Raw genomic sequence first — 21,309 nt, 5'->3', positions numbered from 1 at the left:
CGGTGCCCCCGCCCGTCGACGCCGCTCCCCCGGAGGCTCTCATCGCCCGCTCGACGTTGCCCATCGCGGTCGTCGTCGTCACCCACTTCTCGGGTGAGGTCCTCCGCGCCTGCCTGGAGTCGATCCCGGAGGCGACCGCACACGACGTGCGCGTCGTCGTCGTCGACAACGCGACCACCGACGACTCCGTCCGCCGCGTCGTCGAGCGCCGCCCCGAGGTGCTCTTCCACGAGACAGGCGAGAACCTCGGCTACGGCCGGGCGATCAACTACGCGGTGGACCGGCTCGGCCCGGAGATCGAGTGGATCCTGGTCACGAACCCGGACACGGTCTTCCTCCCCGGCTCGATCGACGCCCTCTACGCGGCGGCGACCGCCGACCCCGGGATCGGCTCGATCGGCCCGCGCATCCTGGACTCTGACGGCACGATCTACCCCTCGGCCCGCGCACTGCCCTCGCTCGGCACGGGCGTCGGCCACGCGCTGCTCGCGCACGTCTGGCCGGGCAACCCCTGGTCGCGCCGGTACCGCCGCTCGCGCGCGGTCGAGACGATGCAGCACGGCAGCATGACGGCCGGCTGGCTGTCGGGCGCCTGCGTGATGGTGCGGCGCACCGCGTTCGAGCAGATCGGCGGCTTCGACGAGCGCTACTTCATGTACTTCGAGGACGTGCAGCTCGGCGACTCGCTCGGGCAGCGCGGCTGGTCGAACGTCTACCTCGCCGACGCGGTCGTGTCGCATCTGGGCGGGCACTCGACGCGACTGGCCTCGGCGCGGATGCTCGCGGTGCACCACCGCAGCGCCTACCTCTACCTCGCGCAGAAGTACGACGCCTGGTACCAGGCGCCCGTCCGCCTGGCGGTCCGCCTCGGCCTCGGCGTGCGCGTCGCGCTGATGCGCCTGCGGCCCAGCCACTGACGCCGGGATCTCGATACGCCCGCTCCGCGGGCTACTCGATCAGCAAGAAGCACATGCTGGTCGAGCAGCCGCGCAGCGGCGCATCGAGACCCGCCGCGTCAGCGACCGAGCTCGAGCAGGCGCTGCAGGTACGCGCCGTAGCCGCTCTTCACCAGCGGGGCGGCGAGGTCGGCCAGCGCCGCGTCGTCGATCCAGCCGTGACGCCAGGCGATCTCCTCGATGCAGCCGATCTTGAAGCCCTGGCGCTGCTCGATCACCCGGACGAACTCCGTGGCCTCGATCATCGAGTCGAATGTCCCGGTGTCGAGCCAGGCGGTGCCGCGGTCCAGCACCTGCACGTTCAGGGTGCCGGCCTCGAGGTAGCGCTCGTTGACCGTCGAGATCTCGAGCTCGCCGCGGGCGGAGGGCTCGATCGTCTTGGCGATGCCGACGACGGAGTTGTCGTAGAAGTACAGACCCGGCACGGCGTAGTTGCTCTTGGGCTTCGCCGGCTTCTCCTCGATGGAGAGCGCGTGGAACGCGTCGTCGAACTCGACGACGCCGTAGGCCCGCGGATCCGCCACCTGATAGGCGAAGATCACCGCGCCCTCGATGTCGGTGTTCGCCGCGAGGGCCGTGCCGAGCGCCGTGCCGTGGAAGATGTTGTCGCCGAGCACCAGCGCGACGGAGTCGTCGCCGATGAAGTCCTCGCCGATCAGGAACGCCTGCGCGAGCCCGTCGGGCGACTCCTGCACCGCGTAGGAGAGGGTCATGCCCAGGCTCGAGCCGTCGCCGAGCAGCGCGCGGAACTGGTCGTTGTACTCCGGGGTGGTGATGATCAGGACCTCGTCGATCCCGGCCATCATCAGCGTCGACAGCGGGTAGTAGACCATCGGCTTGTCGTAGATCGGCATCAGCTGCTTCGAGATGCCCTTGGTGATCGGCCAGAGCCGCGAGCCGGAGCCGCCGGCGAGGATGATGCCCTTCACGACTGCGCTCCGTCCAGCTGGGCGTAGAGCGCCTTCGCCTCGGCCCAGGTCGGCAGGATGCCCTGCGCCTCCGCCTCGGCCAGAGTCGGCGCGTCGGTGTCCTTCGGCGAGAGCAGCGGCTCGCCCGCCTCCTCGGGGAAGCGCAGGGCGATCCGCTCGTCGAGCGGGTCGATGCCCTTCTCGCGGACCGGGTCGTAGGTCGAGGAGACGAGGTAGGAGACGACCGCACCCTCCGTCAGCGCGACGAACGCGTGGGCGAGGCCCTCGCCGAGATAGACCGAGCGGCGGTCGACGTCGTCGAGCAGGACCGAGTCCCACTGCCCGAAGGTCGGCGAGCCGACGCGCACGTCGATGATGTAGTCGAGCACCGCCCCGGAGAAGCAGGAGACGTACTTGGCCTGCGACGGCGGGATCTGCGCGAAGTGGATGCCGCGGACGGTGCCGCGCTTGGAGACCGAGGTGTTGCCCTGCTGCAGCGACAGCGGGTGCCCGACCTTCTCCGCGAGGCGGTCGAAGCGGTAGAACTCGTAGAACACCCCCCGGTCGTCGGGGAACTGCCGCGGTGTGACCTCGTAGGCGTCGGGGATCTCGAGCTCTCTGATCTGCACGGTCACGAGTGTACTGAGCGCTCGGCGGCCCGCCGACGCCCCGGTCGGCCGTCGTCGCCGGTGCGCCGGGGGTCCGCACGTCGGAGGCCTCCGGCATGATGAGCGGGTGACCTTCCTCCTCACGGGCGCCTCCGGCATGCTCGGCACCGACCTCCGCTCCTCCCTCGGCGATCGCGCCGTCACGGCGCTCGGCCGCGCCGACCTCGACGTGACCGACCTCGACGCGGTCCGCGCCGCGGTCGCCGGCCACGACGCGGTGCTGAACTGCGCGGCGTACACGCGGGTCGACGACGCGGAGAGCGACGAGGAGGAGGCCCGCCGCGTCAACGCCCTCGGCGCGCAGAACCTCGCGATCGCCACCGCCGAGATCGGCGCCGCGATCGTCCAGGTCTCGACCGACTACGTCTTCGACGGCTCGGCCACCAGCCCCTACGCCGAGTCCCACCCCCGCGGCCCGATCTCGGCGTACGGCCGCACGAAGGCCGAGGGTGAGGAGCTCGTGCTCGCCGCGAACCCCGAACGGGGCTACGTCGTCCGGACGGCCTGGCTCTACGGCGCGCACGGCGGCAACTTCGCCAAGACGATGGTCCGCCTCGCCGGCGCGCACCCCACCCTCACCGTCGTCGACGACCAGCGCGGTCAGCCCACCTGGACCGGGGATCTCGCCGACCGCCTGATCGCCCTCGTCGACGCCGCGGCTCCGGCCGGGATCTACCACGGCACCAACGCCGGCGAGACGACCTGGTTCGGCTTCGCGCGCGCCGTGTTCGAGAAGGCCGGGCTCGACCCGGAGCGGATCCGGCCGACCGACAGCGGCAGCTTCGTCCGCCCGGCCCCGCGGCCCGCCTACTCCGTCCTCGGCCACGACGCCTGGGCCGACGCCGGCCTCGAGCCGATGCGCTCCTGGCAGGACGCGCTGGCCGCCGCTCCGCTCGAGGCGGTCACGCCGTGACGACCACGCTGCGGGTGGTCGTCGACCAGATGCTCGCCCGCGTCCCCGGCGGCATCGGCCGCTACACCGAAGAGCTCACCCGCGAGCTGATCCGCACCGCCCCGCGCGACTGCGAGGTCGAGGCGGTCTTCTCCGCGCATCCGCCGGAGAAGGAGGAGGAGCTGCGGCTGCGCCTGCCCGGCCTCGCCCGACTGCACCGCCTGCACCTGGGCCGCCGCGAGCTGTCCCGCGCCTGGCAGTACGGCATCGGCATCCCCTCGGGCGGCGGCATGATGCACGCTCCGAGCCTGTTCGCCCCGCTGCGCAGCCACGAGGGCCGCGAGGGCGAGCAGATCGCCGTCACGATCCACGATACGGTGCCGTGGACGCACCCCGAGACGCTCACCCCGCACGGCGCCAAGTGGCACCGCGCGATGGCGAAGCGCGCGCAGAAGTTCGCCGATGCCGTCGTCGTCCCGACGCACGCGGTCGCTCAGCAGCTCTCCCAGGTCCTCGACTTCGGCGACCGGATCCGCGTGATCGGCGGGGCCGTCGGCTCCGGGCTCGTCCTTCCTGACGACGCCGACGAGCGCGCGGAGGCCCTCGGGCTGCCGGCCGAGTACGTCCTCAGCGTCGGCACGCTCGAGCCGCGCAAGGGCCTGGTCTCGCTGATCGCGGCGTTCGGCGAGGCGTCGGCCCCGGAGCTCCCGCTCCTGATCGTCGGACCGACCGGCTGGGGCGAGCTCGACATCGCCTCCGTCGCGGACGAGCAGGGCCTCGGCGAGGAGAGGGTGCGGGCGCTCGGCGTCCTCAGCGACACCGACCTCGCGCTCGTGCTCAGCCGGGCCACCCTGTTCGTCTACCCGAGCATCGCCGAGGGATTCGGCTTGCCGGTGCTCGAGGCCATGCACTTCGGCGTGCCGGTCGTGCACTCGGACGACCCGGCGCTGCTCGAGGTCGCGGCCGACGCGGGTGTCGCCGTCGAGCGCGCCGACGCCAAGCACTACCCGGAGCGGCTCGCGCTCGCGATGAGCAGCGTGCTCTCCGACACCGGCCTCCGCGAGCGCCTCTCGGTCGCCGGCCGCGACCGCTCCCGCGCCTTCAGCTGGCGCGACTCCGCCGAGCGCGTCTGGGCCCTGCACGCCGACCTCTGAGACGCGGGGTCTGCAGACCCGACTCCTGGTGCCGATGGATCTCGATACGGCCGCTCCGCGGCCTACTCGATCAGCATGTATGCGATCAGCCTCCTCATGAACGCGATCGGCCACCTCGGTCGATCGAGCTGCCCCGCGGGGGCCGCCCTCATGCTGGTCGAGTAGCCCCGCAGGGGCGTCTCGAGACCGCGCCCGCTACCAGGGCGGCTTTCGACGCTACTGCGCCGTGGCGTCCGGGAAGAGGCCCTCGTGCACGAGGGAGCGGACGACGTCGTAGTCGGGGTCGCCGTCGACGTCAACCGCGGGCGGGACGAGCTCGACGACGCCGACCGGCTGGGACTTCGTCTTCAGGCCCAGCTGCACGAAGTAGCCGAGCATCCCCTGCGGGACGTCGGTCTTGATCACCTGGGAGCCGGCGGCGGCGACGTCCTGGAACTTCGAGAGCACATTGGCCGGCTCGAACTGCTCGAGCAGCGCGGTCTGCACCTGGCGCTGCCGTGCCATCCGGTCGTAGTCGCTCGTCGTGTAGCGCGAGCGGGCGTAGGCGAGCGCCTGCTCGCCGTTGAAGTGCCAGGGACCGGGGTCGATCCACTGGTTCACGCCCTGCATCACGCCGTCGGAGTCGGGGAGCCCGCCGAGCGGCAGGGGCTCGGTGCCCTGGTAGTCGACGTCGATGCCGCCGAGCGAGTCGATCAGCTGGGCGAAGCCCTCCATGTCGATCAGCGCGTAGTACTGGATCGGGATGCCGAGCATGCCCTCGACCGCGTCGCGGGTCGCCTCGATGCCGGGCTCGCTGCCCTCCGCGACCGCATCCGGGTAGAGCTCGGGGTGCTTCAGCTCGACCTCGGTGTAGATCGAGTTGAGCTTGCAGACGTCGACGGCGCAGTTGTCGGTCGTGTAGCCGTCCGGATACAGCTCGTGCATCGGGCTGTCCTCGGGGAACGGGATGTTCACGAACTCGCGCGAGACGCCGATCGTGGTCGCGGCGCCGGTCGACGCGTCGATGCTGACGACCGAGATGCTGTCCGGGCGCAGGCCGTCGCGGTCCTCGCCGGCGTCGCCGCCCAGCAGCATGATGTTGTAGCGGCCGTCGATCGGCGCCTCCATCGCCCCGCCGCCGAAGATCGAGGACAGCGTGCCGCGGGTGATCCCGATCAGGTAGGTGCCGTAGGCGGTCGAGCCGACCGAGACGGCCATCAGCGCGATCGTCGCGAAGGCGAGCACGGCCCGCATCCGCGGCCGCGCCCGCACCAGCCGGATCAGCCGGAGGGTGTCCAGGGTGAGCACGAGCCAGACCACGCCGTAGACGACCAGGGCCGCCTGCAGAGCGAGCATCGACAGATCGAAGGTCGCGAGCGTGTAGAGGCCCGTCGGGAAGACGAAGTAGAGGAGGACGGCGACCAGCAGCGCCGTCCAGAGCGCCAGGGTGAAGCCGAGGCCGAGCCGCCCGAGGCGCCGGTTGCCCGCGAGCACCTGCGCGGAGCCGGGAACGAGCAGGTTGCCGATCAGCAGCCACCAGGCGCGCCGGGTCATGAACGAGCTCGAGCGGACGTCCGGATGCCGCAGCGGCAGCGTCATCGCCGTCACAGGCCGGCCACCAGAGCGTCGTTCTTGGCGGCGACCTGCGCCTCCAGGTCCGCCGCGAAGGCGTCGAGGCGCTCGGACAGCGCGTCGTCGCCGATCGCGAGCATCTTCACCGCGAGCAGCCCCGCGTTGCGGGCGCCGCCGATCGACACGGTGGCGACGGGGACGCCGGCCGGCATCTGCACGATCGAGAGCAGCGAGTCGAGTCCGTCGAGGCGCGCGAGCGGCACGGGGACGCCGACGACGGGGAGGGAGGTGACCGCGGCCAGCATCCCGGGCAGGTGGGCGGCTCCGCCGGCGCCCGCGATCACGACGCGCAGACCCCGTGCACGCGCCCCGCGGCCGTAGTCGATCATCGCCTGCGGGGTGCGGTGGGCCGAGACCACGCGGACCTCGTGCGCCACGCCGAACTCCGAGAGGGTCGTCGACGCGGCCTGCATGACCGACCAGTCGGAGTCCGAGCCCATCACGACGCCGACGAGCGGAGAGGGACCGTTGACGAGCGCGTCGGCGCTCACGGGGCGGTACCGGCGGGGGTGGCGGAGGGCGTGGGGCGGGTCACGGCCACCATGGTACGTCTCAGTCGGTGAGAACGGCCGCCGCGGCACGCGCCTCGTAGACGACGAGCTCGAGCTCGTCGCCGGTGGCGTTCACGTGCCCGACCTTGCGTCCCGGACGCGGCTCCTTGCCGTAGTTGTGCACCTTGACCGCAGGGTGCGCGGCGAGCACGAGCGGGTAGCGGTCGGTCAGCGACTCGCCCACCGGACCGCCGAGGACGTTCACCATCACGGTCCACGGATCGCGGCAGCCGGTCGCGCCGAGCGGCAGGTCGAGCACCGCGCGCAGGTGCTGCTCGAACTGCGAGGTGGTCGAGCCGTCCATCGTCCAGTGCCCGCTGTTGTGCGGGCGCATCGCCAGCTCGTTGACGAGCAGGCGGTCGTCCGTCGTCTCGAACAGCTCGACCGCCAGCACGCCGGTGACGCCGAGGCTCTCGGCGATCGTCTCGGCGATGTCGGCGGCGGCGTCCGCGAGGCGGCCCGCCGAGGCGGGCGCGGGAGCGAGGACCTCGGCGCAGACGCCGTCGCGCTGGATCGACTCCACCACCGGCCAGAGGACGCTCTCGCCCGAGGGGCGCCGGGCCACGAGCTGCGCGAGCTCGCGGCGGAAGCCGACCAGCTCCTCGACGAGCAGCGCTCCGCCTCGGCCGTCCTCGGCGAGCGCCGCGAACCAGTCGTCGGCCTCGTGCGCGCCGCGGACGACGCGGACGCCCTTGCCGTCGTAGCCGCCGCGCGCGGTCTTCACCACCCCGCGTCCGCCGTGCTCGTCGAGGAACGCGGCCAGCTCGTCGGCGGAGGAGACCGCCGCCCAGTCGGGCACGGGGACGCCGAGCTCGGTGAGGCGCTGCCGCATCATCAGCTTGTCCTGGGCGTAGAGGAGGGCGTCCGGGCCGGGGTGCACGGCCACGCCCTCGGCGACGAGCCGGCGCAGGATCGCCTGCGGCACGTGCTCGTGGTCGAAGGTGACGACGTCGACGGTGCGGGCGAATCCGAGCACCGTCTCCTCGTCGCGGTAGTCGCCGACGCGGGACGCGGCGAGGCCCGCGGGAGCGCCCTCGGCCTCGGCGAGCACCGCGATCTCGAGGCCGAGCTCGACCGCCGCGGGGATCATCATCCGGGCGAGCTGGCCGCCTCCGATCACACCGACGCGCATGACGATCCTCCTGGTTCCGCCCGCGGGCGCGGGGCGGCTCCATGGTAGCGAGGGGCGCGGACGCGGCGAGGGCTCCGTCGCGGACGCGGCGGTCAGAGCGGGTCGGGCGCGGGCCAGTCGGGCAGCGGCATCGGGACCGCCGCGATCGCGTCCCGCAGCAGCTCGGCGACGAGCTCGGGGTCCTCCACGTCGCGCAGCACGAACGCCTCGGCGCCGTCCCGGGTGATCCGCACGTCACCGCAGCGGGCGACGCGCTGGCTCAGGCTCCGCGAGACGCCGACCGCCATCCGCGGGTCGAAGTCGAGGTCGGCGCGGCGCACCGACAGCACGCCTCGCCGGGCGTGCAGCCCGCGCTGCGTGATCCGGTAGCGGATGCTCGCCCAGCCGGCGATGCCGGGCACGCAGAGCAGCAGCACGAGCACGGCCGTGCCGAGGGCGATGATCCAGCGCTGCAGCTCCAGCTCGAACTGCGCGGCGAAGTAGAAGCCGGTCCACGTGAGCAGGAGGAAGCCGGCGACGGGAGCGACGGCGCGACGGGCGCGCGGCGTGAGCCGGGCGAGCTCCCGGTCCCCCTCCGCGAGCCGGTCCCGGCCGCCGGCGCTCACTGGCGCAGGTGGGTGACGTCGCCCGCGGAGAACGAGCGCCGGGCGCCGTCCTGCTCGAGCACGAGCGAGCCGTCGGCGTCGAGCGCGACCGCGGTGCCCTCCTCGACGGAGCCGTCCGGCAGCTCGACCCTCACGGAGCGGCCGAGGGTGCCGAGGTGCGCGCGCACGACGGCGGCCGTGCCCGCGGCGTCGGCGTCGCCGAGCGCGAGGAGCGGCGCGAGCAGCGCCGAGAACTCGGTGAGGAAGGCGGCGAGCACGGCGTCGGCGCCGGTGGTCGCGGCACCGGCCAGGGCGAGCGAGGTCGCGGTCGGCACCGGCAGCTCCTCCTCGCTCAGCAGCAGGTTGATCCCGGTGCCGACGATCACGCGGCCGTCGGCGAGGCGCTCGGCGAGGACGCCCGCCGTCTTCCGCCCGTCGATCAGCACGTCGTTGGGCCACTTGACCTCGACCGCGCCGCCGACCAGCGGGGCGAGCGCCCGCGCGAGGGCCGCGCCGGCCAGCAGCGGCAGCCAGCCGACCGCCGCGGCGGGGAGGGCCGCCGCGTCCACCAGCGTGGAAGCCGCGAGGGTCCGCCCGGCGGGCGCCTGCCAGACCCGGCCCAGGCGTCCGCGGCCCGCGCGCTGGTCGTCGGTCGCCACGACGGAGAGGTGCGGCCAGGCCGCGGGCTCGGCCGTCGCGCGCTCGCGGAGCTCGTCGTTGGTCGAGCCCGCGCTCTCGAGCCAGAGGACCTGCGGCGACACGGAGAGGGAGAGCGGGAGCTGCATGCGGCCACGCTACCGGCGGGCCCCGCGAGAAGCCCCGGAGCCGGTCGCCGGCGCCGTGGCTTGTGCGGACCCTCCCATCGGACCCGCCGCTCCCTGTGCGGGTGCGACAACGGAGGGGTCCATCCGCGCCGATAAGGTGGGCGAGTGACCGCGAACATCGAACGTCCCGCGCCCGATCTCTTCACGACCGCGGGGAAGATCGCGGACCTGAAGGCCCGCTACCACGAGGCGGTCACCGCCAGCGGTGAGGCCGCGATCGAGAAGCAGCACGCCAAGGGCAAGATGACCGCCCGCGAGCGGATCGACACCCTCCTCGACCCCGGCTCGTTCGTCGAGCTCGACGAGTTCGTCCGCCACCGCACCCACGCGTTCGGCATGGAGAAGAAGCGGCCCTACGGCGACGCCGTCGTGACCGGCACCGGCACCATCCACGGCCGCCAGGTCGCCGTCTACTCGCAGGACTTCACGATCTTCGGCGGCTCGCTCGGCGAGGTGGCCGGCGAGAAGATCATCAAGGTGATGGATCTGGCGCTGAAGACCGGCGTCCCGATCATCGGCATCCTCGACTCCGGCGGAGCGCGGATCCAGGAGGGCGTCGTCGCCCTGGGCAAGTACGGCGAGATCTTCCGCCGCAACACCGCGGCGAGCGGCGTCATCCCGCAGATCTCGATCATCTGCGGCCCGGCGGCCGGCGGCGCGGTGTACTCCCCCGCCCTCACCGACTTCGTGATCATGGTCGACAAGACCAGCCAGATGTTCGTCACCGGCCCTGACGTGATCAAGACCGTCACCGGCGAGGACGTCGGCATGGAGGAGCTCGGCGGCGCGCTCACCCACAACAAGATCTCGGGCGTCTCGCACTACCTCGCCAGCGACGAGAACGACGCGCTCGACTACGCGCGCACCCTGCTCTCCTTCCTCCCCGACAACAACCTCTCGCCCGCGCCGGTGTTCGACAACGAGGTCGACCTCGAGACCACGGACTCCGACCGCTTCCTCGACACCGTCATCCCCGACAGCCCGAACCAGCCGTACGACATGCGCGCCGTGATCGAGCACATCGTCGACGAGGGCGACTTCCTCGAGGTGCAGCCGCTCTTCGCGCCGAACATCGTGATCGGCTTCGGCCGGGTCGAGGGCCGCTCGGTCGGCATCATCGCCAACCAGCCCAGCGCGATGGCCGGCACCCTGAACATCGAGGCCGGCGAGAAGGCCTCGCGCTTCGTCCGGTTCTGCGACGCGTTCTCGCTGCCGATCCTCACGCTGGTCGACGTCCCCGGCTACCTGCCCGGCACCGACCAGGAGTGGACCGGCGTCATCCGCCGCGGCGCGAAGCTGCTCTACGCCTACGCGGAGGCGACCGTGCCGCTGGTGACCGTCATTCTGCGCAAGGCCTACGGCGGCGCGTACATCGTGATGGGCTCCAAGCAGCTCGGCGCCGACATCAACCTCGCCTGGCCGACGGCCGAGATCGCGGTGATGGGCGGCCAGGGCGCCGTCAACATCCTCTACCGCAACGAGATCCGCAAGGCCGAGGAGGCCGGCGAGGACGTCGCGGCCGTCCGCACCCGGCTGGCGAACGAGTACACCTACAACGTGGCGAGCCCGTTCCTCGCGGCCGAGCGCGGCGAGCTGGACGGGGTCATCGAGCCGTCGGCGACCCGGGTGTCGGTGATCAAGGCGCTGCGCGCGCTGCGGACCAAGCGCGCGAACCTGCCGGCCAAGAAGCACGGCAACATCCCGCTCTGAGCCCCGGTCAGCCGGCCGTCGGCGCCTTCTCGGGCGCCGGCGACGTCGGCTGCCCCTGCGCCGGGGTGTCGCCGCGGGATTTCTCGGCAGCGGGCTTCTCGGCACCTGGCTTCTCCGCACCCGGCTTCTCCGCGGGCGGTGCCTTCTCCTCCGGGCGCGCTCCCAGCGCCCGGGCGAAGGCGAGCGCCTCGCGCGGGGAGACGTCCGGCAGGTAGGCGCGCCCGATCGCCGCGCCGATCCGCGGCAGCTGCAGCGCGTCGGGGTAGGCCATCCACAGTCCCTCGTAGCGCGGGTGGAACTTGGCCTTGAAGCGGAACAGCGAGGTGAAGCCGTAGGCCGGCTCCAGGGTCCGCGCCAGGAACTCGAGCAGACCCGAGAGCGCGGTCGGCTCCGGCGGCTGCTCCCCCTCCGGCACGGGCGCCGTCGCGAGCGGTGCGCCGGACAGCGAGACGAACTCCGCGCCCTGCTCCTGCGCACGGAGGGCGGCGGACGCGATCAGGAACTCCATGATCCCGGGCATCGCCTCGTCCGAGCGGCGCATGAAGTCGAGCGTCCAGCCGACTATCCGGCCGTCGCGGTGCACGGGCAGCCAGCTGGTGATCCCCTGCAGCACCCCGTCCGGGCCGACGGCGAGCAGCAGCGCGACGTCCGGGTCGCGCGCCTCGTCGATCCCGCCGAGCGTGAACCCCATCTCCGGCAGTGCCTTCTCGGACACCCACTTCTCGGACAGGTCGACGATCTGGCTGGCCATCCCCAGCGACAGCTCCGGCCAGCTCGTCCAGACCGGCTCGATGCCGAGCTTGATCGCGCGGGTGAGCGGGTAGCGCACCTTCTGCCAGCGCTTCCCGGTCAGCTCGAAGCCGCCGAGCTCGATGATCGTCTCCTCGCCCACCGAGATCCGCGACCAGCCGAGGCCGTCGAAGACCGGCAGCAGCTCGTCGTGGACGCTGTAGAAGACCGGCGTCCAGCTCCGCTCGTCGCAGAAGGCGACGAAGCCGGCGACCACCTCCGCGCGCCGCTCGGGCGCGCAGGCCGGGTCGGACAGCGTGATCGCGACCGCGCCCACGACGCGGTAGGCGACGCCGCCCTCGCCGTCGGGGGCGATCCAGTGCTCGTTGCCCTGCCAGGTGCCCTGGTGGCCGAGGCTGCCGGCGCCGTGGCGCACGAGCAGACGGCGGTAGACCGCTTCGTCGCCGCGCACGCCCTGCACGTCGGTGGCCCGCAGGAGCGCGATCACCGCGACGACGACGAGGAGCCAGAAGACCGGCCCGACCCACTCGAAGCCGAGGCGGGCGAGCGGCTCCCGCGGCACCGCCAGCAGGCCGTGCCCACCGAGGAAGCTCGACGGCACGAAGCGCAGCAGCCCGTCGAGGAGGAGCCGGCCGATCCCGAGCACCGGCTCGAAGCTGGTCCGGGTCGAGGCCGAGAGCGCGAGGTAGCCGCCGAGCGAGACGACGAAGCCGATGCCGACCACCAGTGACCAGCGGCGCGCCGACTCCCGCGGAGCCCGGATCCGGAAGTGCCTGCTGCCGACCGCCAGGAGGACGATGACCGCGACCGGGACGACCACGGTGGTGGCCACCCAGAGCAGGTACTCGGCGTAGTACTGGAAGTCGGGGTGCCGCGCCGCGCGCTGCAGAAGGACGATGTCGAGGATCGCGATGGCGGCGTTGACGCCGATCGCGAGCAGCAGACCGAGACGGCGCCCGGAGCGCATCCCGTACGCCGCGACGAGCAGCAGGATCATCGGGACGAAGGTGAGCAGGATCGGCCCGGGCGAGATCAGGTTCAGCCGCACGTGGTGCGCGCAGTGCCGGACCGTGGCGCCGCAGGGGTCCTCGAGATCGGCGGCGCCGGTGAACGCGCTCTGCAGCAGCCGGCCGAGGAACGAGAACGGCCCGTAGCCCGAGTCGGAGAGCACGGCGACGAGCGGACCGAGGGCGGTGACCGCGACCACCGCGGCGAGCAGGGCGCGCGACTCCCGGTGCGAGCTCGGCACGGGGCGCTGCGGGCGCAGTCCGCTCACCCCGTGCGCCATCACGGCCCCGATCGCCAGGCCGGCGATGCCCGCGAGGAGTCGGTACACGTCGGCGGAGTCGCCGGCGTAGAGCACGAACATCAGGACCACCGCGAAGACGGTGACGCGCAGGCGCCGGCGCCAGAGGCCGCCCATGAAGGCCGTCGCGGCCAGCAGCGCGCCGACGCCGCCGATCAGCGGGTCGAAGGTGTGGTCGCCGACCGTGTCCCCGGCCCACCACTCGCCGACGGAGGCGCCGACGCTCTGCAGGGCCGCTCCGACCGTCGTTCCGAGCGCCCCGGTGAGCAGGAAGGCGAGGACCAGCCGGCGCGCTCCGAGACGGCGCTCGGCCGCGATCAGCAGCGGCAGGAGCAGGAGGACGACGAGGAGCAGCGCGGGCGGGCCCGACGCGATCAGCAGGCCGGTCACCGCGGCCCAGGGCCGGCCGCCGAGGATCGTGCCGGCGCCGGCCGCCCACCAGGCGCCGGTCTCGTCGCTCGCCGGGGCGACAAGGGTGCCGGCCGCCGCGCTGGCGAGCAGGACCGCCGCCGTCGTCGCGAAGGCCGCGGGCGAGGACCGGAGGACCGCGGCGACGCGACGGGCGGAGGCGCGGCCGCGCTTCAGGGACCACGACGGCATGCGGTGACACTCCTGTTCGGACGGAAGGGGCGTCGCTCCGGCGGCGTCCGGCGTCAGCATAGTCACCGGCCCGCACGCGGGACCGTGAACGGCATGCGGTACCGTCGCGGGATGAGCGCAGCCGACTCCGCCCCCACCGTCGTCATCACCACTCCCGGCCTCGATGCGCGCGAGATCGCCGCCGTGACCGCGGTCGTGACCGCGCTCGCCGCGCAGTCGCACCCGGTCGCCGAGGTGCCGGTCGTCCCCAGCGGCGGCTGGAGCGACCGCGCCGCCGCCGTCCGGGCACCGCTGCAGCCGGCTCCCGGAGCCTGGCGCTCGTTCTCCGGCTGAGCGCTGCGGGAGGCCTGCTCGGGCCGGAACGACGCGGTACGCGGGTTTTGTACCCCGATTAGTCCCCTAAAGTGCCGACTACCCGCCCCTGGCAGTCCTCGGCATAGTTATGCGTGTTAGGTGCTCACTCCACGGAGGGGGCATCGCCAATCACTCGCCGACCAGGGTAAGCAGGCGGGTGTTTTGGGGGCGAGTGAGGGTGACATTCGGGTTGTCACCCTCACTCGGGGTTTGACGGCGGGCTGGGCCCCCTCTTCGGAGGAGTGGACAGCCCGCCGCACTCTTTTAACGTCTCCTGCGGTTCAACGTCTTCTCGGCCGCCCGGCGCACCGGAGGTCCGCAGCGCACCGGGCGGCACGGACGACTCGGTTCAGTCCTCGAGGACGCCCTGCTCGTCGCGCCGGATCTCGACCCAGGCGTCCACCTCGTCGCCCGCGTCGTCCGAGCCGAGGGCGCCCGCGCTGCCGTCGCCCGCGGTCCGCAGGCCCACGACCGTCACCGCCGACGGCGAGTCCGCCGACGCCGTGCGGACGACGACGCGGTCGACCCCCTCGCCGATGCCGCCGAGCGCCCGGGCGAGTTCGCGCAGCACCCGCCGGCTCTCCTCCTCCGTGGTCCGGTCCAGCCCGCCGTCGTCCAGCACCGATACCGTGACGCCCCGACGTCGCGCGTCGAGCACCAGGCGGCGGACGTCGTCGTCCAGCAGCCGCCTCCCCCGGATCTCGTCCCGGACGGACGCCTCCAGCAGGGCGCACTCGCGGCGCTCCTCATCGGTGAGGCCCACCGGGCTGGTGGCGATGCGCAGCAGCATCTCGGAGGCGATGGTGCGGGTCTGCTCCAGCCGCACCTCCCGCTCGGAGAGGTGCGCCTCCTCCGCCGCGCGCCACGACGCGGCGGCCCGCTCGGCGGCCTCGAGCACGCGCGCCTCGGAGCCGGCGCGGCCGAGCTCGATGATCAGGAGCTGCGCGATGCCGACCCAGGCGATGCCGCCGACGACGCCGAGGGTCGCCAGAGCGACGGGACCCGCCCAGACCGTCGTGTGCACGATCAGGAACGCCATCCCGGTCCACGCCGCCAGGGGGCGCCGACGGGCGCAGACGATCGTCATGAGCGTGCCGACCGCCGCGATGTACCAGGTGGAGTAGCCGTTGGAGGCACCGGGGTCCAGCGACGGCGAGACGAGCAGCGGCAGCCCCACCGCCACTCCCGCCATCGCCCAGGCGGTCACCGCGTTCATCCGCGTGGTCGAGCTCGGCAGGAGGGCGATCACGGTGGCGGCGATGTAGACGGCGACGGCCGTCAGATCGGCGGGAGTGGCGGGTGTCAGCCGGTAGGAGAAGAAGGCGAGGACGACGTGGTAGAGCGAGAAGCCCCCGCCCAGCGCGTAGAGCAGCGGGCGCGGGTAGGCGATCACGATCGGCCCTTCGCGGCGGGCCAGAGGACGACGACCCGGGTGCCCTTGCCGGGAACGGTGTCGACGCGCGCCGAGCCCTGCACCTGGTGCACCCGGTCGAGGATCGAGAGCCGGATGCCGAGCCGCTCGCGCGGGACGTCGGCGAGGAGGAAACCGCGGCCGTCGTCCTCGACGACGACCTCGACGGAGCACGCCGAGAGCTGCCCGCGCACCGATCGCCGGACGGCGTCGCTCGGGCCGGCGTGCTGGACGCTGTTGGTCAGGGCCTGCCAGACCGCGCCGAGGACGGCCTCCGCGACCGGCCGCGGCATCGTCGTCATCCGCGGGTCGACGTCGCCGTCGAGGACGACCCCGAACTCCGCGACGAAGGTCGAAGCCGCGTGAGACAGCTGCCGCTCGAGCAGCTCCAGCGGCACCTCTCCTGCGTCGAGGTCGGACTCCTCGTCCGGGAGCAGCACGGAGAGCGTCTTCCGCGCCATCGAGGAGACGAGGGCGCGCTCGGCGCCCGACTCGGCCGTCGCCGCGGCGAGCAGGGTCGCGAGCACGTTGTCGTGCACGAGGGCGTCGACCTCGACCCGCTCGACCTCGCCGGCGTGCTGGCGCATCGCCCCCTCGTACTGCTCCATCGCGGTGCGCTGCGCACGGTCGACCCGATCCGCCGACTGCCGGAGCACGGTGATCAGCACCAGCATGACGAAGCCGACGATGCCCACGTAGACGGCGTCGAGGGCGGCACGGGTGGGCGACGCTCCGCCGCCCGAGGGGAGGACGCGCAGGACGCCGAACAGGATCGTGGTGACGGAGGCGTACACGATCGCCAGCCGCAGCGGCGCGACGATCGTGCAGAAGGCCGTGCCGATCGTCAGCAGGTACCAGATCCACGGCGTCTCCTGGGGGACGGCGTCAGGGCGGATCGTCAGCGGCCAGGTGAGCAGCGCGAGCAGGAGCGACGCGGCGACGACGGCGCCGCTGACCTGCGTCCCGCGCCGCGCGACCGCGGTGACCACCGAGGCGCCGAGCGCGCCGAAGACGACGACCAGCACGGGCCAGGCGACCTCGGGCCGCAGGACCGGGAGCTGACCGAGGATGGGCGGCACGGTCTGCAGCGCGAAGCCGAAGCCGAAGAACGAGACGACCGTGCTGATGATCCGGTCGATGCGCTCGCGGTTCGCCGGAGCGCGCGCGGGGACGACCTCAGCGCCCGGCATCGCCGTCGTCCGGATCGATGCCCGGCAGGATGCCGTCCTCGACGGCGCGGCGCAGCAGATCGACCTTCGTCGGGGCCGGCCGCCCGATCTCGACGTACTTGTCGCGGATCCGGTCGAGGTACTCCTTGGCCGTCGACACCGAGATCTGCAGGCGGTCGGCGACGAGCTTGAGCGGCAGGCCGGAGGCGTAGAGGTGCAGCACGTCGCGCTCGCGGCGCCCGAGCACCGCGCGGGCGAAGTCGTCGTCCGCGTCGATCGCCGACGCCCACTCGAGGTTGTTCAGGACCTCGCCGCGCGCGACGGTGCGGATCGCGGCGACCACGGTCGACATCGGAGAGGACTTCGGGATCACTCCGGCGGCGCCCGCCGCGAGCGCCTCGCGAACGGCGACCACGCGGTCCGCGATGCTGTGGACCAGGACGGCCGAGCCGCGCACCTGACCCCACTTGACGTTCGCCGTGATGCTCGATCCGTCGTTCAGGGAGAGGTCGAGGACGAGCACCTCGATCTCCGAGCCGTCGATGACCTCCTCGAGCGCGCGCACCGTCTCGGCCGCGGCCACCACCTGCATCCCCGCGGCCTCGACGGCGGCGGCGACACCCAGGCGGACGGACTCGTGGTCGTCCACGATGGCGACCCGCACCCTCGGCGCGGCAGCGGACTCAGCGGTCATCGGTGGTCTCCCTCGGGCTCATGCTGGCGACGCCGCGCTCAGGCGTCTCGGCGCACGAGGCGGGCGACGGCCTCCACGTGCGAGGTGTGCGGGAAGAGGTCGAAGCCGTCGAGCCGCTCGAGCTCGTAGCCGCCCGCGGAGAGCGCGCCGACGTCGCGGGCGAGCGCCACCGGATCGCAGGCGACGTAGACCAGCTGCGCGGGCGCCAGCTCGATCAGCGCGTCGGTCACCGCGCGGCCGGCACCGGCCCGGGGCGGATCGAGGACGACCGTCGCGGCCCGCCAGCGCCCGCGCTCGCGGGCGTCGGCCTGGGCGAGCGCGTCGCGGAGGTAGCGGTCGACCCGGGCGGTCACCGCGCGGGCACCGACCTGGTCCGCGAGGTTCTCCAGGGCGTGCTCCGTGGCCCGCGCGTCGCTCTCGACGCTCGTGACGCGGACGCCGGCACCGAGGTGGTCGGCCAGCGCGGCGGCGAGCAGCCCGACTCCGCCGTAGAGGTCGTGGTTCGCGGCCCGGACGTCGGCGACGCCGGCGTCGACGGCGGCCTGCACCGCGTCGAAGAGGGTCGCCGCGGCGCCGCGGTGCACCTGCCAGAAGCCGGAGCGGTCGACGCGGAAGGTGCGGTCGGCGACGAACTCGGAGACGACCGTCCGGTCCCTCCTGGCGCGCTTGTCGGACGGGTCGTGCACGAGCACGGCCGCGCCGTCCGAGCCGGCGGCGTCGACGAGGTCGACGACGGAACCCGGAGCCAGACGCTGGTCGAGCGGGGCCGCGGCCGAGGAGGCGGCGGTCGCGAGCGGCAGGCCCTCGACGTCGACGACGTGGTGACTGCGCGCGGCGTACGGCCCGACACGGCCGGAGTCGTCCACGTGCAGGCGGTTGCGGGTGCGCCAGCCGAGGCCGCCGGTCTCGTCGTCGCCCGCGACCGGTGCGACGACGACGTCGACCTCGCGCCGGGCGAAGCGGGAGAAGGAGTCGACCAGCACGGCGCGCTTGAGCTCGCGCTGGTACTCGAGCGCGGCGTGGCCGAACTCGGCGCCGCCGACGCGCTCCTCGGGGCGGCGGTCGATGCCCGCCTGCGCCCAGACGTGCTCGACGCGGTGCGGCGACGCCTCGAGCACCTCGAGCGCCTCACCGCGCCAGAAGCTGTCGTGGCGGATCTCGCTGACCCGCACGCGGACCCGCTCGCCGGGCAGCACATCGGGGACGAAGACGACCCGGCCCTCGTGCCGGGCGACGAAGACACCGCCGTGGGCGACGTTGCTAATGTCGAGCTCGATCTCGGTCCCGAGTGCCTCGCCGGTCCCCGCGGCTCGGTCGGACGCGCGGGGCGGGGTCTGTGCCATCCGTCGAGCATCCCACAGCGTGGGCCCGATCGCAGGGAGCCCTCGTGCGCCTCCACCTCGCCTCCACCTCCCCCGCCCGACTGGCACTGCTGCGCGCCGCCGGGATCGAGCCCGTGGTCGTCCCCTCGGAGGTCGACGAGCCGGCCGCCGTCGCCCGGGCCGAGCGGGAGCGCGGAGCCGCGTTGGACGCCGACGCGACCGTGGCGCTGCTCGCCCGCGCCAAGGCGACGGCCGTCCTCGGGCCGGAGATCGACGGCCTGGTCCTCGGCGGCGACTCCGCCTTCGTGCTCGACGGCGTCGTCCACGGCAAGCCGCACGAGCCCGAGCGCGCCCGCGAGCGCTGGCGGGCGCAGCGCGGGCGCACCGGCCGCCTGCACTCCGGCCACTGGCTGATCGACCACCGCGGCGGGCGGATCGTCGCCGAGACCGGAGCGGTCACCTCCGCCGCCGTCACCTTCGCCGCGGACATCGAGGACGACGAGATCGACGCCTACGTCGCGACCGGGGAGCCGCTCGAGGTGGCCGGCGCGTTCACGATCGACGGGCGCGGCGCCGGCTTCATCACGGCGATCGAGGGCGACCCGTCGACGGTGATCGGGATGTCCGTGCCGACGCTGCGCTCGCTCGTGCGCGAGCTCGGGGTGTCCTGGCCGTCGCTCTGGAACCGCTGACGCCCGGCATCCGCTGACACCGCCCGTTCCCGGCCGCCCTTGTCGGGAACCGACGAAGCGCTCGCCCTTCTTTGTGGTGAGCCGCGCCGGGCATCCGCGGGCCGCCCTCTAGGGTTGGGGACCATGCCAGGTATCACGAAGGTGCTCATCGCCAACCGAGGCGAGATCGCCGTCCGCGTCGTCCGGGCCGCCCGCGACAGCGGCATCGCCTCCGTCGCCGTCTACGCCGACCAGGACCGCGACGCCGTGCACAGCCGCCTCGCCGACGAGGCGTACGCGCTCGGCGGCACGACCAGCGCCGAGACGTACCTCGTCATCGAGAAGCTGCTCTCGGTCGCCCGCCGCTCCGGCGCCGACGCCGTGCACCCCGGCTACGGCTTCCTCGCCGAGAACGCCGACTTCGCCCGCGCCGTCATCGACGCCGGACTGATCTGGATCGGCCCGTCGCCGGAGGCCATCGAGCGCCTCGGCGATAAGGTCTCGGCCCGCCACGTCGCCGAGAAGGTCGGCGCTCCGCTCGCCCCCGGCACCCTGAACCCCGTCTCGGGCGCCGCCGAGGTGCTCGAGTTCGTCGACCAGCACGGCCTCCCGGTCGCCATCAAGGCGGCCTTCGGCGGCGGCGGCCGCGGCCTGAAGGTCGCCCGCGAGCGCGACGAGGTCGAGGAGATGTTCGCCTCCGCCACCCGCGAGGCGATCGCCGCCTTCGGCCGCGGCGAGTGCTTCGTCGAGAAGTACCTCGACCAGCCCCGGCACGTCGAGACCCAGTGCCTCGCCGACGCCGACGGGAACGTCGTCGTCGTCTCCACCCGCGACTGCTCGCTGCAGCGCCGGCACCAGAAGCTGGTCGAGGAGGCGCCCGCGCCGTTCCTCACCGACGAGCAGAACACCGAGCTCTACCGCGCCTCGAAGGCGATCCTGCGCGAGGTCGGCTACGTCGGCGCCGGCACCTGCGAGTTCCTGATCGGCAAGGACGGCACCGTCTCCTTCCTCGAGGTGAACACCCGCCTGCAGGTCGAGCACCCCGTCTCCGAGGAGGTCACCGGCATCGACCTCGTCCGCGAGCAGTTCCGCCTCGCCGAGGGCGGCCTGCTCGACTACGACGACCCGCAGCCCCGCGGCCACTCCTTCGAGTTCCGCATCAACGGCGAGGACGCCGGCCGCGGCTTCCTGCCCGCCCCCGGCCCGGTGCACGTCTTCAAGGCGCCCGGCGGACCTGGCGTCCGCGTCGACTCCGGCGTCGTCGCCGGCGACGTGATCTCCGGCTCGTTCGACTCGCTGCTGGCCAAGCTGATCGTCACCGGCGCGACCCGCGCCGAGGCGCTCGAGCGCTCGCGCCGCGCCCTCGCCGAGTTCGAGGTCACCGGCCTGCCCACCGTGCTGCCGTTCCACCGCGCGATCGTCGAGGACCCGGCCTTCGCCCCCGCCGGCGACGAGCCGTTCTCGATCTACACCCGCTGGATCGAGACCGAATTCGACAACACCATCGAGGCGTGGAGCGGCGAGCCCGGCGCGATCGACGGACCGGCCGCCCGCCAGAGTGTCGTGGTCGAGGTCGACGGCCGCCGCGTCGAGGTCACCCTGCCCAGCGACCTCGTCGGCTCCGGCCCGTCCCGCGGTCCCGCTGCCGCCGCCCCCAAGCGCCGCGGCTCCGCCTCCGTCAGCACCGTCACCGGCGACTCCGTCACCGCCCCGATGCAGGCCACCATCGTCAAGGTCGCCGTCGCCGAGGGCGACACCGTCGTCACCGGCGACCTCGTCGTCGTCCTCGAGGCCATGAAGATGGAGCAGCCCCTCACCGCCCACAAGGACGGCGTCGTCCGCTCCCTGAATGCGGAGGCGGGCACCACGGTCTCCTCGGGCCACGTGCTGCTGTCGATCTCCTGAGCCGCTCCCCGCGCTGCTCAGCGCAGTCGGCTTCGCGACGCGGTCCGTTCCGCAGAGCGTGTCGCGTCGCGCTGCCTCGAAACGCTGACACGCGTTTCTCGCTCACGCGCTCCGGCTGTGCTCATCACTGAGCCGCT

The 21,309-nt window shown here is 73.2% G+C and carries 19 protein-coding genes; 7 read left to right on the top strand and 12 right to left on the bottom strand.

From position 1 onward, the window contains the following. Window positions 1-2: 2 nt before the first annotated feature. Window positions 3-917, top strand: coding sequence for a glycosyltransferase family 2 protein (locus MT355_RS05685; protein ID WP_243598842.1), 915 nt, complete (start codon window positions 3-5; stop codon window positions 915-917). A 98-nt stretch (window positions 918-1,015) separates the two neighbouring features. On the opposite strand, the gene rfbA is transcribed toward MT355_RS05685, so the two are convergent. Next, window positions 1,016-1,885 carry a glucose-1-phosphate thymidylyltransferase RfbA gene (rfbA, locus tag MT355_RS05680; RefSeq protein WP_132435862.1) on the bottom strand — a complete coding sequence of 290 codons (870 nt, stop codon included), beginning with the start codon at window positions 1,883-1,885 and terminating at the stop codon, window positions 1,016-1,018. Further along, window positions 1,882-2,493: a dTDP-4-dehydrorhamnose 3,5-epimerase family protein gene (locus MT355_RS05675; protein ID WP_243598841.1), complete on the bottom strand. Its 612-nt coding sequence runs from the start codon at window positions 2,491-2,493 to the stop codon at window positions 1,882-1,884. The genes rfbA and MT355_RS05675 overlap by 4 nt, the downstream gene beginning before the upstream one ends. Before the next feature lie 106 nt (window positions 2,494-2,599). Here MT355_RS05675 and rfbD point away from each other — a divergent pair, with 106 nt between their 5' ends. Then, complete coding sequence (rfbD, locus tag MT355_RS05670) at window positions 2,600-3,445, top strand: dTDP-4-dehydrorhamnose reductase (RefSeq protein WP_308197305.1); 846 nt, start codon at window positions 2,600-2,602, stop codon at window positions 3,443-3,445. Beyond that, the gene (locus tag MT355_RS05665; RefSeq protein WP_243598840.1) at window positions 3,442-4,578 is read left to right on the top strand and encodes a glycosyltransferase family 1 protein; all 1,137 of its coding nucleotides are present in this window, start codon (window positions 3,442-3,444) and stop codon (window positions 4,576-4,578) included. Before rfbD ends, MT355_RS05665 begins: the two co-directional genes overlap by 4 nt. A gap of 216 nt (window positions 4,579-4,794) precedes the next feature. Here MT355_RS05665 and MT355_RS05660 read toward each other — a convergent pair whose 3' ends face one another. The 5 genes from MT355_RS05660 to MT355_RS05640 all read right to left on the bottom strand — a co-directional run bounded on the left by MT355_RS05660 (window position 4,795) and on the right by MT355_RS05640 (window position 9,241). Then, window positions 4,795-6,156: an LCP family protein gene (locus tag MT355_RS05660; RefSeq protein WP_123735595.1), complete on the bottom strand. Its 1,362-nt coding sequence runs from the start codon at window positions 6,154-6,156 to the stop codon at window positions 4,795-4,797. A gap of 5 nt (window positions 6,157-6,161) precedes the next feature. Then, the gene (purE, locus tag MT355_RS05655; protein WP_123445392.1) at window positions 6,162-6,629 is read right to left on the bottom strand and encodes a 5-(carboxyamino)imidazole ribonucleotide mutase; all 468 of its coding nucleotides are present in this window, start codon (window positions 6,627-6,629) and stop codon (window positions 6,162-6,164) included. A 112-nt stretch (window positions 6,630-6,741) separates the two neighbouring features. Beyond that, window positions 6,742-7,872 (bottom strand): 5-(carboxyamino)imidazole ribonucleotide synthase, encoded by a 1,131-nt coding sequence (locus tag MT355_RS05650; RefSeq protein ID WP_279392134.1) that lies wholly within the window; start codon window positions 7,870-7,872, stop codon window positions 6,742-6,744. A gap of 92 nt (window positions 7,873-7,964) precedes the next feature. Further along, window positions 7,965-8,477, bottom strand: a complete 513-nt coding sequence (locus tag MT355_RS21535; RefSeq protein ID WP_243598839.1) for a PH domain-containing protein — start codon at window positions 8,475-8,477, stop codon at window positions 7,965-7,967. Further along, window positions 8,474-9,241: a biotin--[acetyl-CoA-carboxylase] ligase gene (locus tag MT355_RS05640; RefSeq protein ID WP_243598838.1), complete on the bottom strand. Its 768-nt coding sequence runs from the start codon at window positions 9,239-9,241 to the stop codon at window positions 8,474-8,476. The genes MT355_RS21535 and MT355_RS05640 overlap by 4 nt, the downstream gene beginning before the upstream one ends. 144 nt (window positions 9,242-9,385) lie before the next feature. Between MT355_RS05640 and MT355_RS05635 the strand changes: the two genes are divergently transcribed. Continuing rightward, on the top strand, window positions 9,386-10,990 hold the full coding sequence (locus MT355_RS05635; RefSeq protein WP_243582397.1) for an acyl-CoA carboxylase subunit beta: 1,605 nt from the start codon (window positions 9,386-9,388) through the stop codon (window positions 10,988-10,990). Between the two features lie 7 nt (window positions 10,991-10,997). On the opposite strand, the gene MT355_RS05630 is transcribed toward MT355_RS05635, so the two are convergent. Continuing rightward, window positions 10,998-13,646 carry a DUF2156 domain-containing protein gene (locus MT355_RS05630; protein WP_243598837.1) on the bottom strand — a complete coding sequence of 883 codons (2,649 nt, stop codon included), beginning with the start codon at window positions 13,644-13,646 and terminating at the stop codon, window positions 10,998-11,000. 111 nt (window positions 13,647-13,757) lie between these two features. On the opposite strand from MT355_RS05630, the gene MT355_RS05625 reads away from it, so the two are divergent. Beyond that, the gene (locus MT355_RS05625; protein ID WP_123445310.1) at window positions 13,758-13,979 is read left to right on the top strand and encodes an acyl-CoA carboxylase subunit epsilon; all 222 of its coding nucleotides are present in this window, start codon (window positions 13,758-13,760) and stop codon (window positions 13,977-13,979) included. A 370-nt stretch (window positions 13,980-14,349) separates the two neighbouring features. Here MT355_RS05625 and MT355_RS05620 read toward each other — a convergent pair whose 3' ends face one another. From MT355_RS05620 to MT355_RS05605, 4 genes are read right to left on the bottom strand one after another with little or no spacing between them, the layout of a single operon-like run. After that, a complete protein-coding gene (locus MT355_RS05620) occupies window positions 14,350-15,393 on the bottom strand; it encodes a hypothetical protein (protein WP_123735215.1) in 1,044 nt (347 codons plus the stop codon). Beyond that, the gene (locus MT355_RS05615; RefSeq protein ID WP_243598836.1) at window positions 15,390-16,601 is read right to left on the bottom strand and encodes a sensor histidine kinase; all 1,212 of its coding nucleotides are present in this window, start codon (window positions 16,599-16,601) and stop codon (window positions 15,390-15,392) included. Before MT355_RS05615 ends, MT355_RS05620 begins: the two co-directional genes overlap by 4 nt. Further along, window positions 16,588-17,274: a response regulator gene (locus MT355_RS05610; protein ID WP_243598835.1), complete on the bottom strand. Its 687-nt coding sequence runs from the start codon at window positions 17,272-17,274 to the stop codon at window positions 16,588-16,590. The genes MT355_RS05615 and MT355_RS05610 overlap by 14 nt, the downstream gene beginning before the upstream one ends. A gap of 38 nt (window positions 17,275-17,312) precedes the next feature. Further along, window positions 17,313-18,617: a class I SAM-dependent RNA methyltransferase gene (locus tag MT355_RS05605; protein WP_243598834.1), complete on the bottom strand. Its 1,305-nt coding sequence runs from the start codon at window positions 18,615-18,617 to the stop codon at window positions 17,313-17,315. Between the two features lie 44 nt (window positions 18,618-18,661). Between MT355_RS05605 and MT355_RS05600 the strand changes: the two genes are divergently transcribed. After that, on the top strand, window positions 18,662-19,288 hold the full coding sequence (locus tag MT355_RS05600) for a nucleoside triphosphate pyrophosphatase (RefSeq protein ID WP_123445306.1): 627 nt from the start codon (window positions 18,662-18,664) through the stop codon (window positions 19,286-19,288). Between the two features lie 123 nt (window positions 19,289-19,411). Then, a complete protein-coding gene (locus MT355_RS05595; RefSeq protein ID WP_243598833.1) occupies window positions 19,412-21,172 on the top strand; it encodes a biotin carboxylase N-terminal domain-containing protein in 1,761 nt (586 codons plus the stop codon). Window positions 21,173-21,309 lie beyond the last annotated feature (137 nt).

It is taken from the genome of Rathayibacter sp. VKM Ac-2929 (assembly GCF_022815495.1).
Lineage (GTDB): Bacteria > Actinomycetota > Actinomycetes > Actinomycetales > Microbacteriaceae > Rathayibacter > Rathayibacter festucae.
The sequence above is the reverse complement of the archived record's forward strand: the minus strand, read 5'-3'. Positions and strand labels throughout refer to the sequence as shown.

What these genes read in the sequence shown, in the direction of transcription:
- MT355_RS05660 (WP_123735595.1), bottom strand. Translation starts at nt 6,156, where the DNA reads ATGACGCTGCCGCTGCGGCATCCGGACGTCCGCTCGAGCTCGTTCATG.
- MT355_RS05625 (WP_123445310.1), top strand. Translation starts at nt 13,758, where the DNA reads ATGAGCGCAGCCGACTCCGCCCCCACCGTCGTCATCACCACTCCCGGC.
- MT355_RS05640 (WP_243598838.1), bottom strand. Translation starts at nt 9,241, where the DNA reads ATGCAGCTCCCGCTCTCCCTCTCCGTGTCGCCGCAGGTCCTCTGGCTC.
- MT355_RS05605 (WP_243598834.1), bottom strand. Translation starts at nt 18,617, where the DNA reads ATGGCACAGACCCCGCCCCGCGCGTCCGACCGAGCCGCGGGGACCGGC.
- purE (WP_123445392.1), bottom strand. Translation starts at nt 6,629, where the DNA reads ATGGGCTCGGACTCCGACTGGTCGGTCATGCAGGCCGCGTCGACGACC.
- MT355_RS05650 (WP_279392134.1), bottom strand. Translation starts at nt 7,872, where the DNA reads ATGCGCGTCGGTGTGATCGGAGGCGGCCAGCTCGCCCGGATGATGATC.
- MT355_RS05630 (WP_243598837.1), bottom strand. Translation starts at nt 13,646, where the DNA reads ATGCCGTCGTGGTCCCTGAAGCGCGGCCGCGCCTCCGCCCGTCGCGTC.
- MT355_RS05610 (WP_243598835.1), bottom strand. Translation starts at nt 17,274, where the DNA reads ATGACCGCTGAGTCCGCTGCCGCGCCGAGGGTGCGGGTCGCCATCGTG.
- MT355_RS05615 (WP_243598836.1), bottom strand. Translation starts at nt 16,601, where the DNA reads ATGCCGGGCGCTGAGGTCGTCCCCGCGCGCGCTCCGGCGAACCGCGAG.
- MT355_RS05595 (WP_243598833.1), top strand. Translation starts at nt 19,412, where the DNA reads ATGCCAGGTATCACGAAGGTGCTCATCGCCAACCGAGGCGAGATCGCC.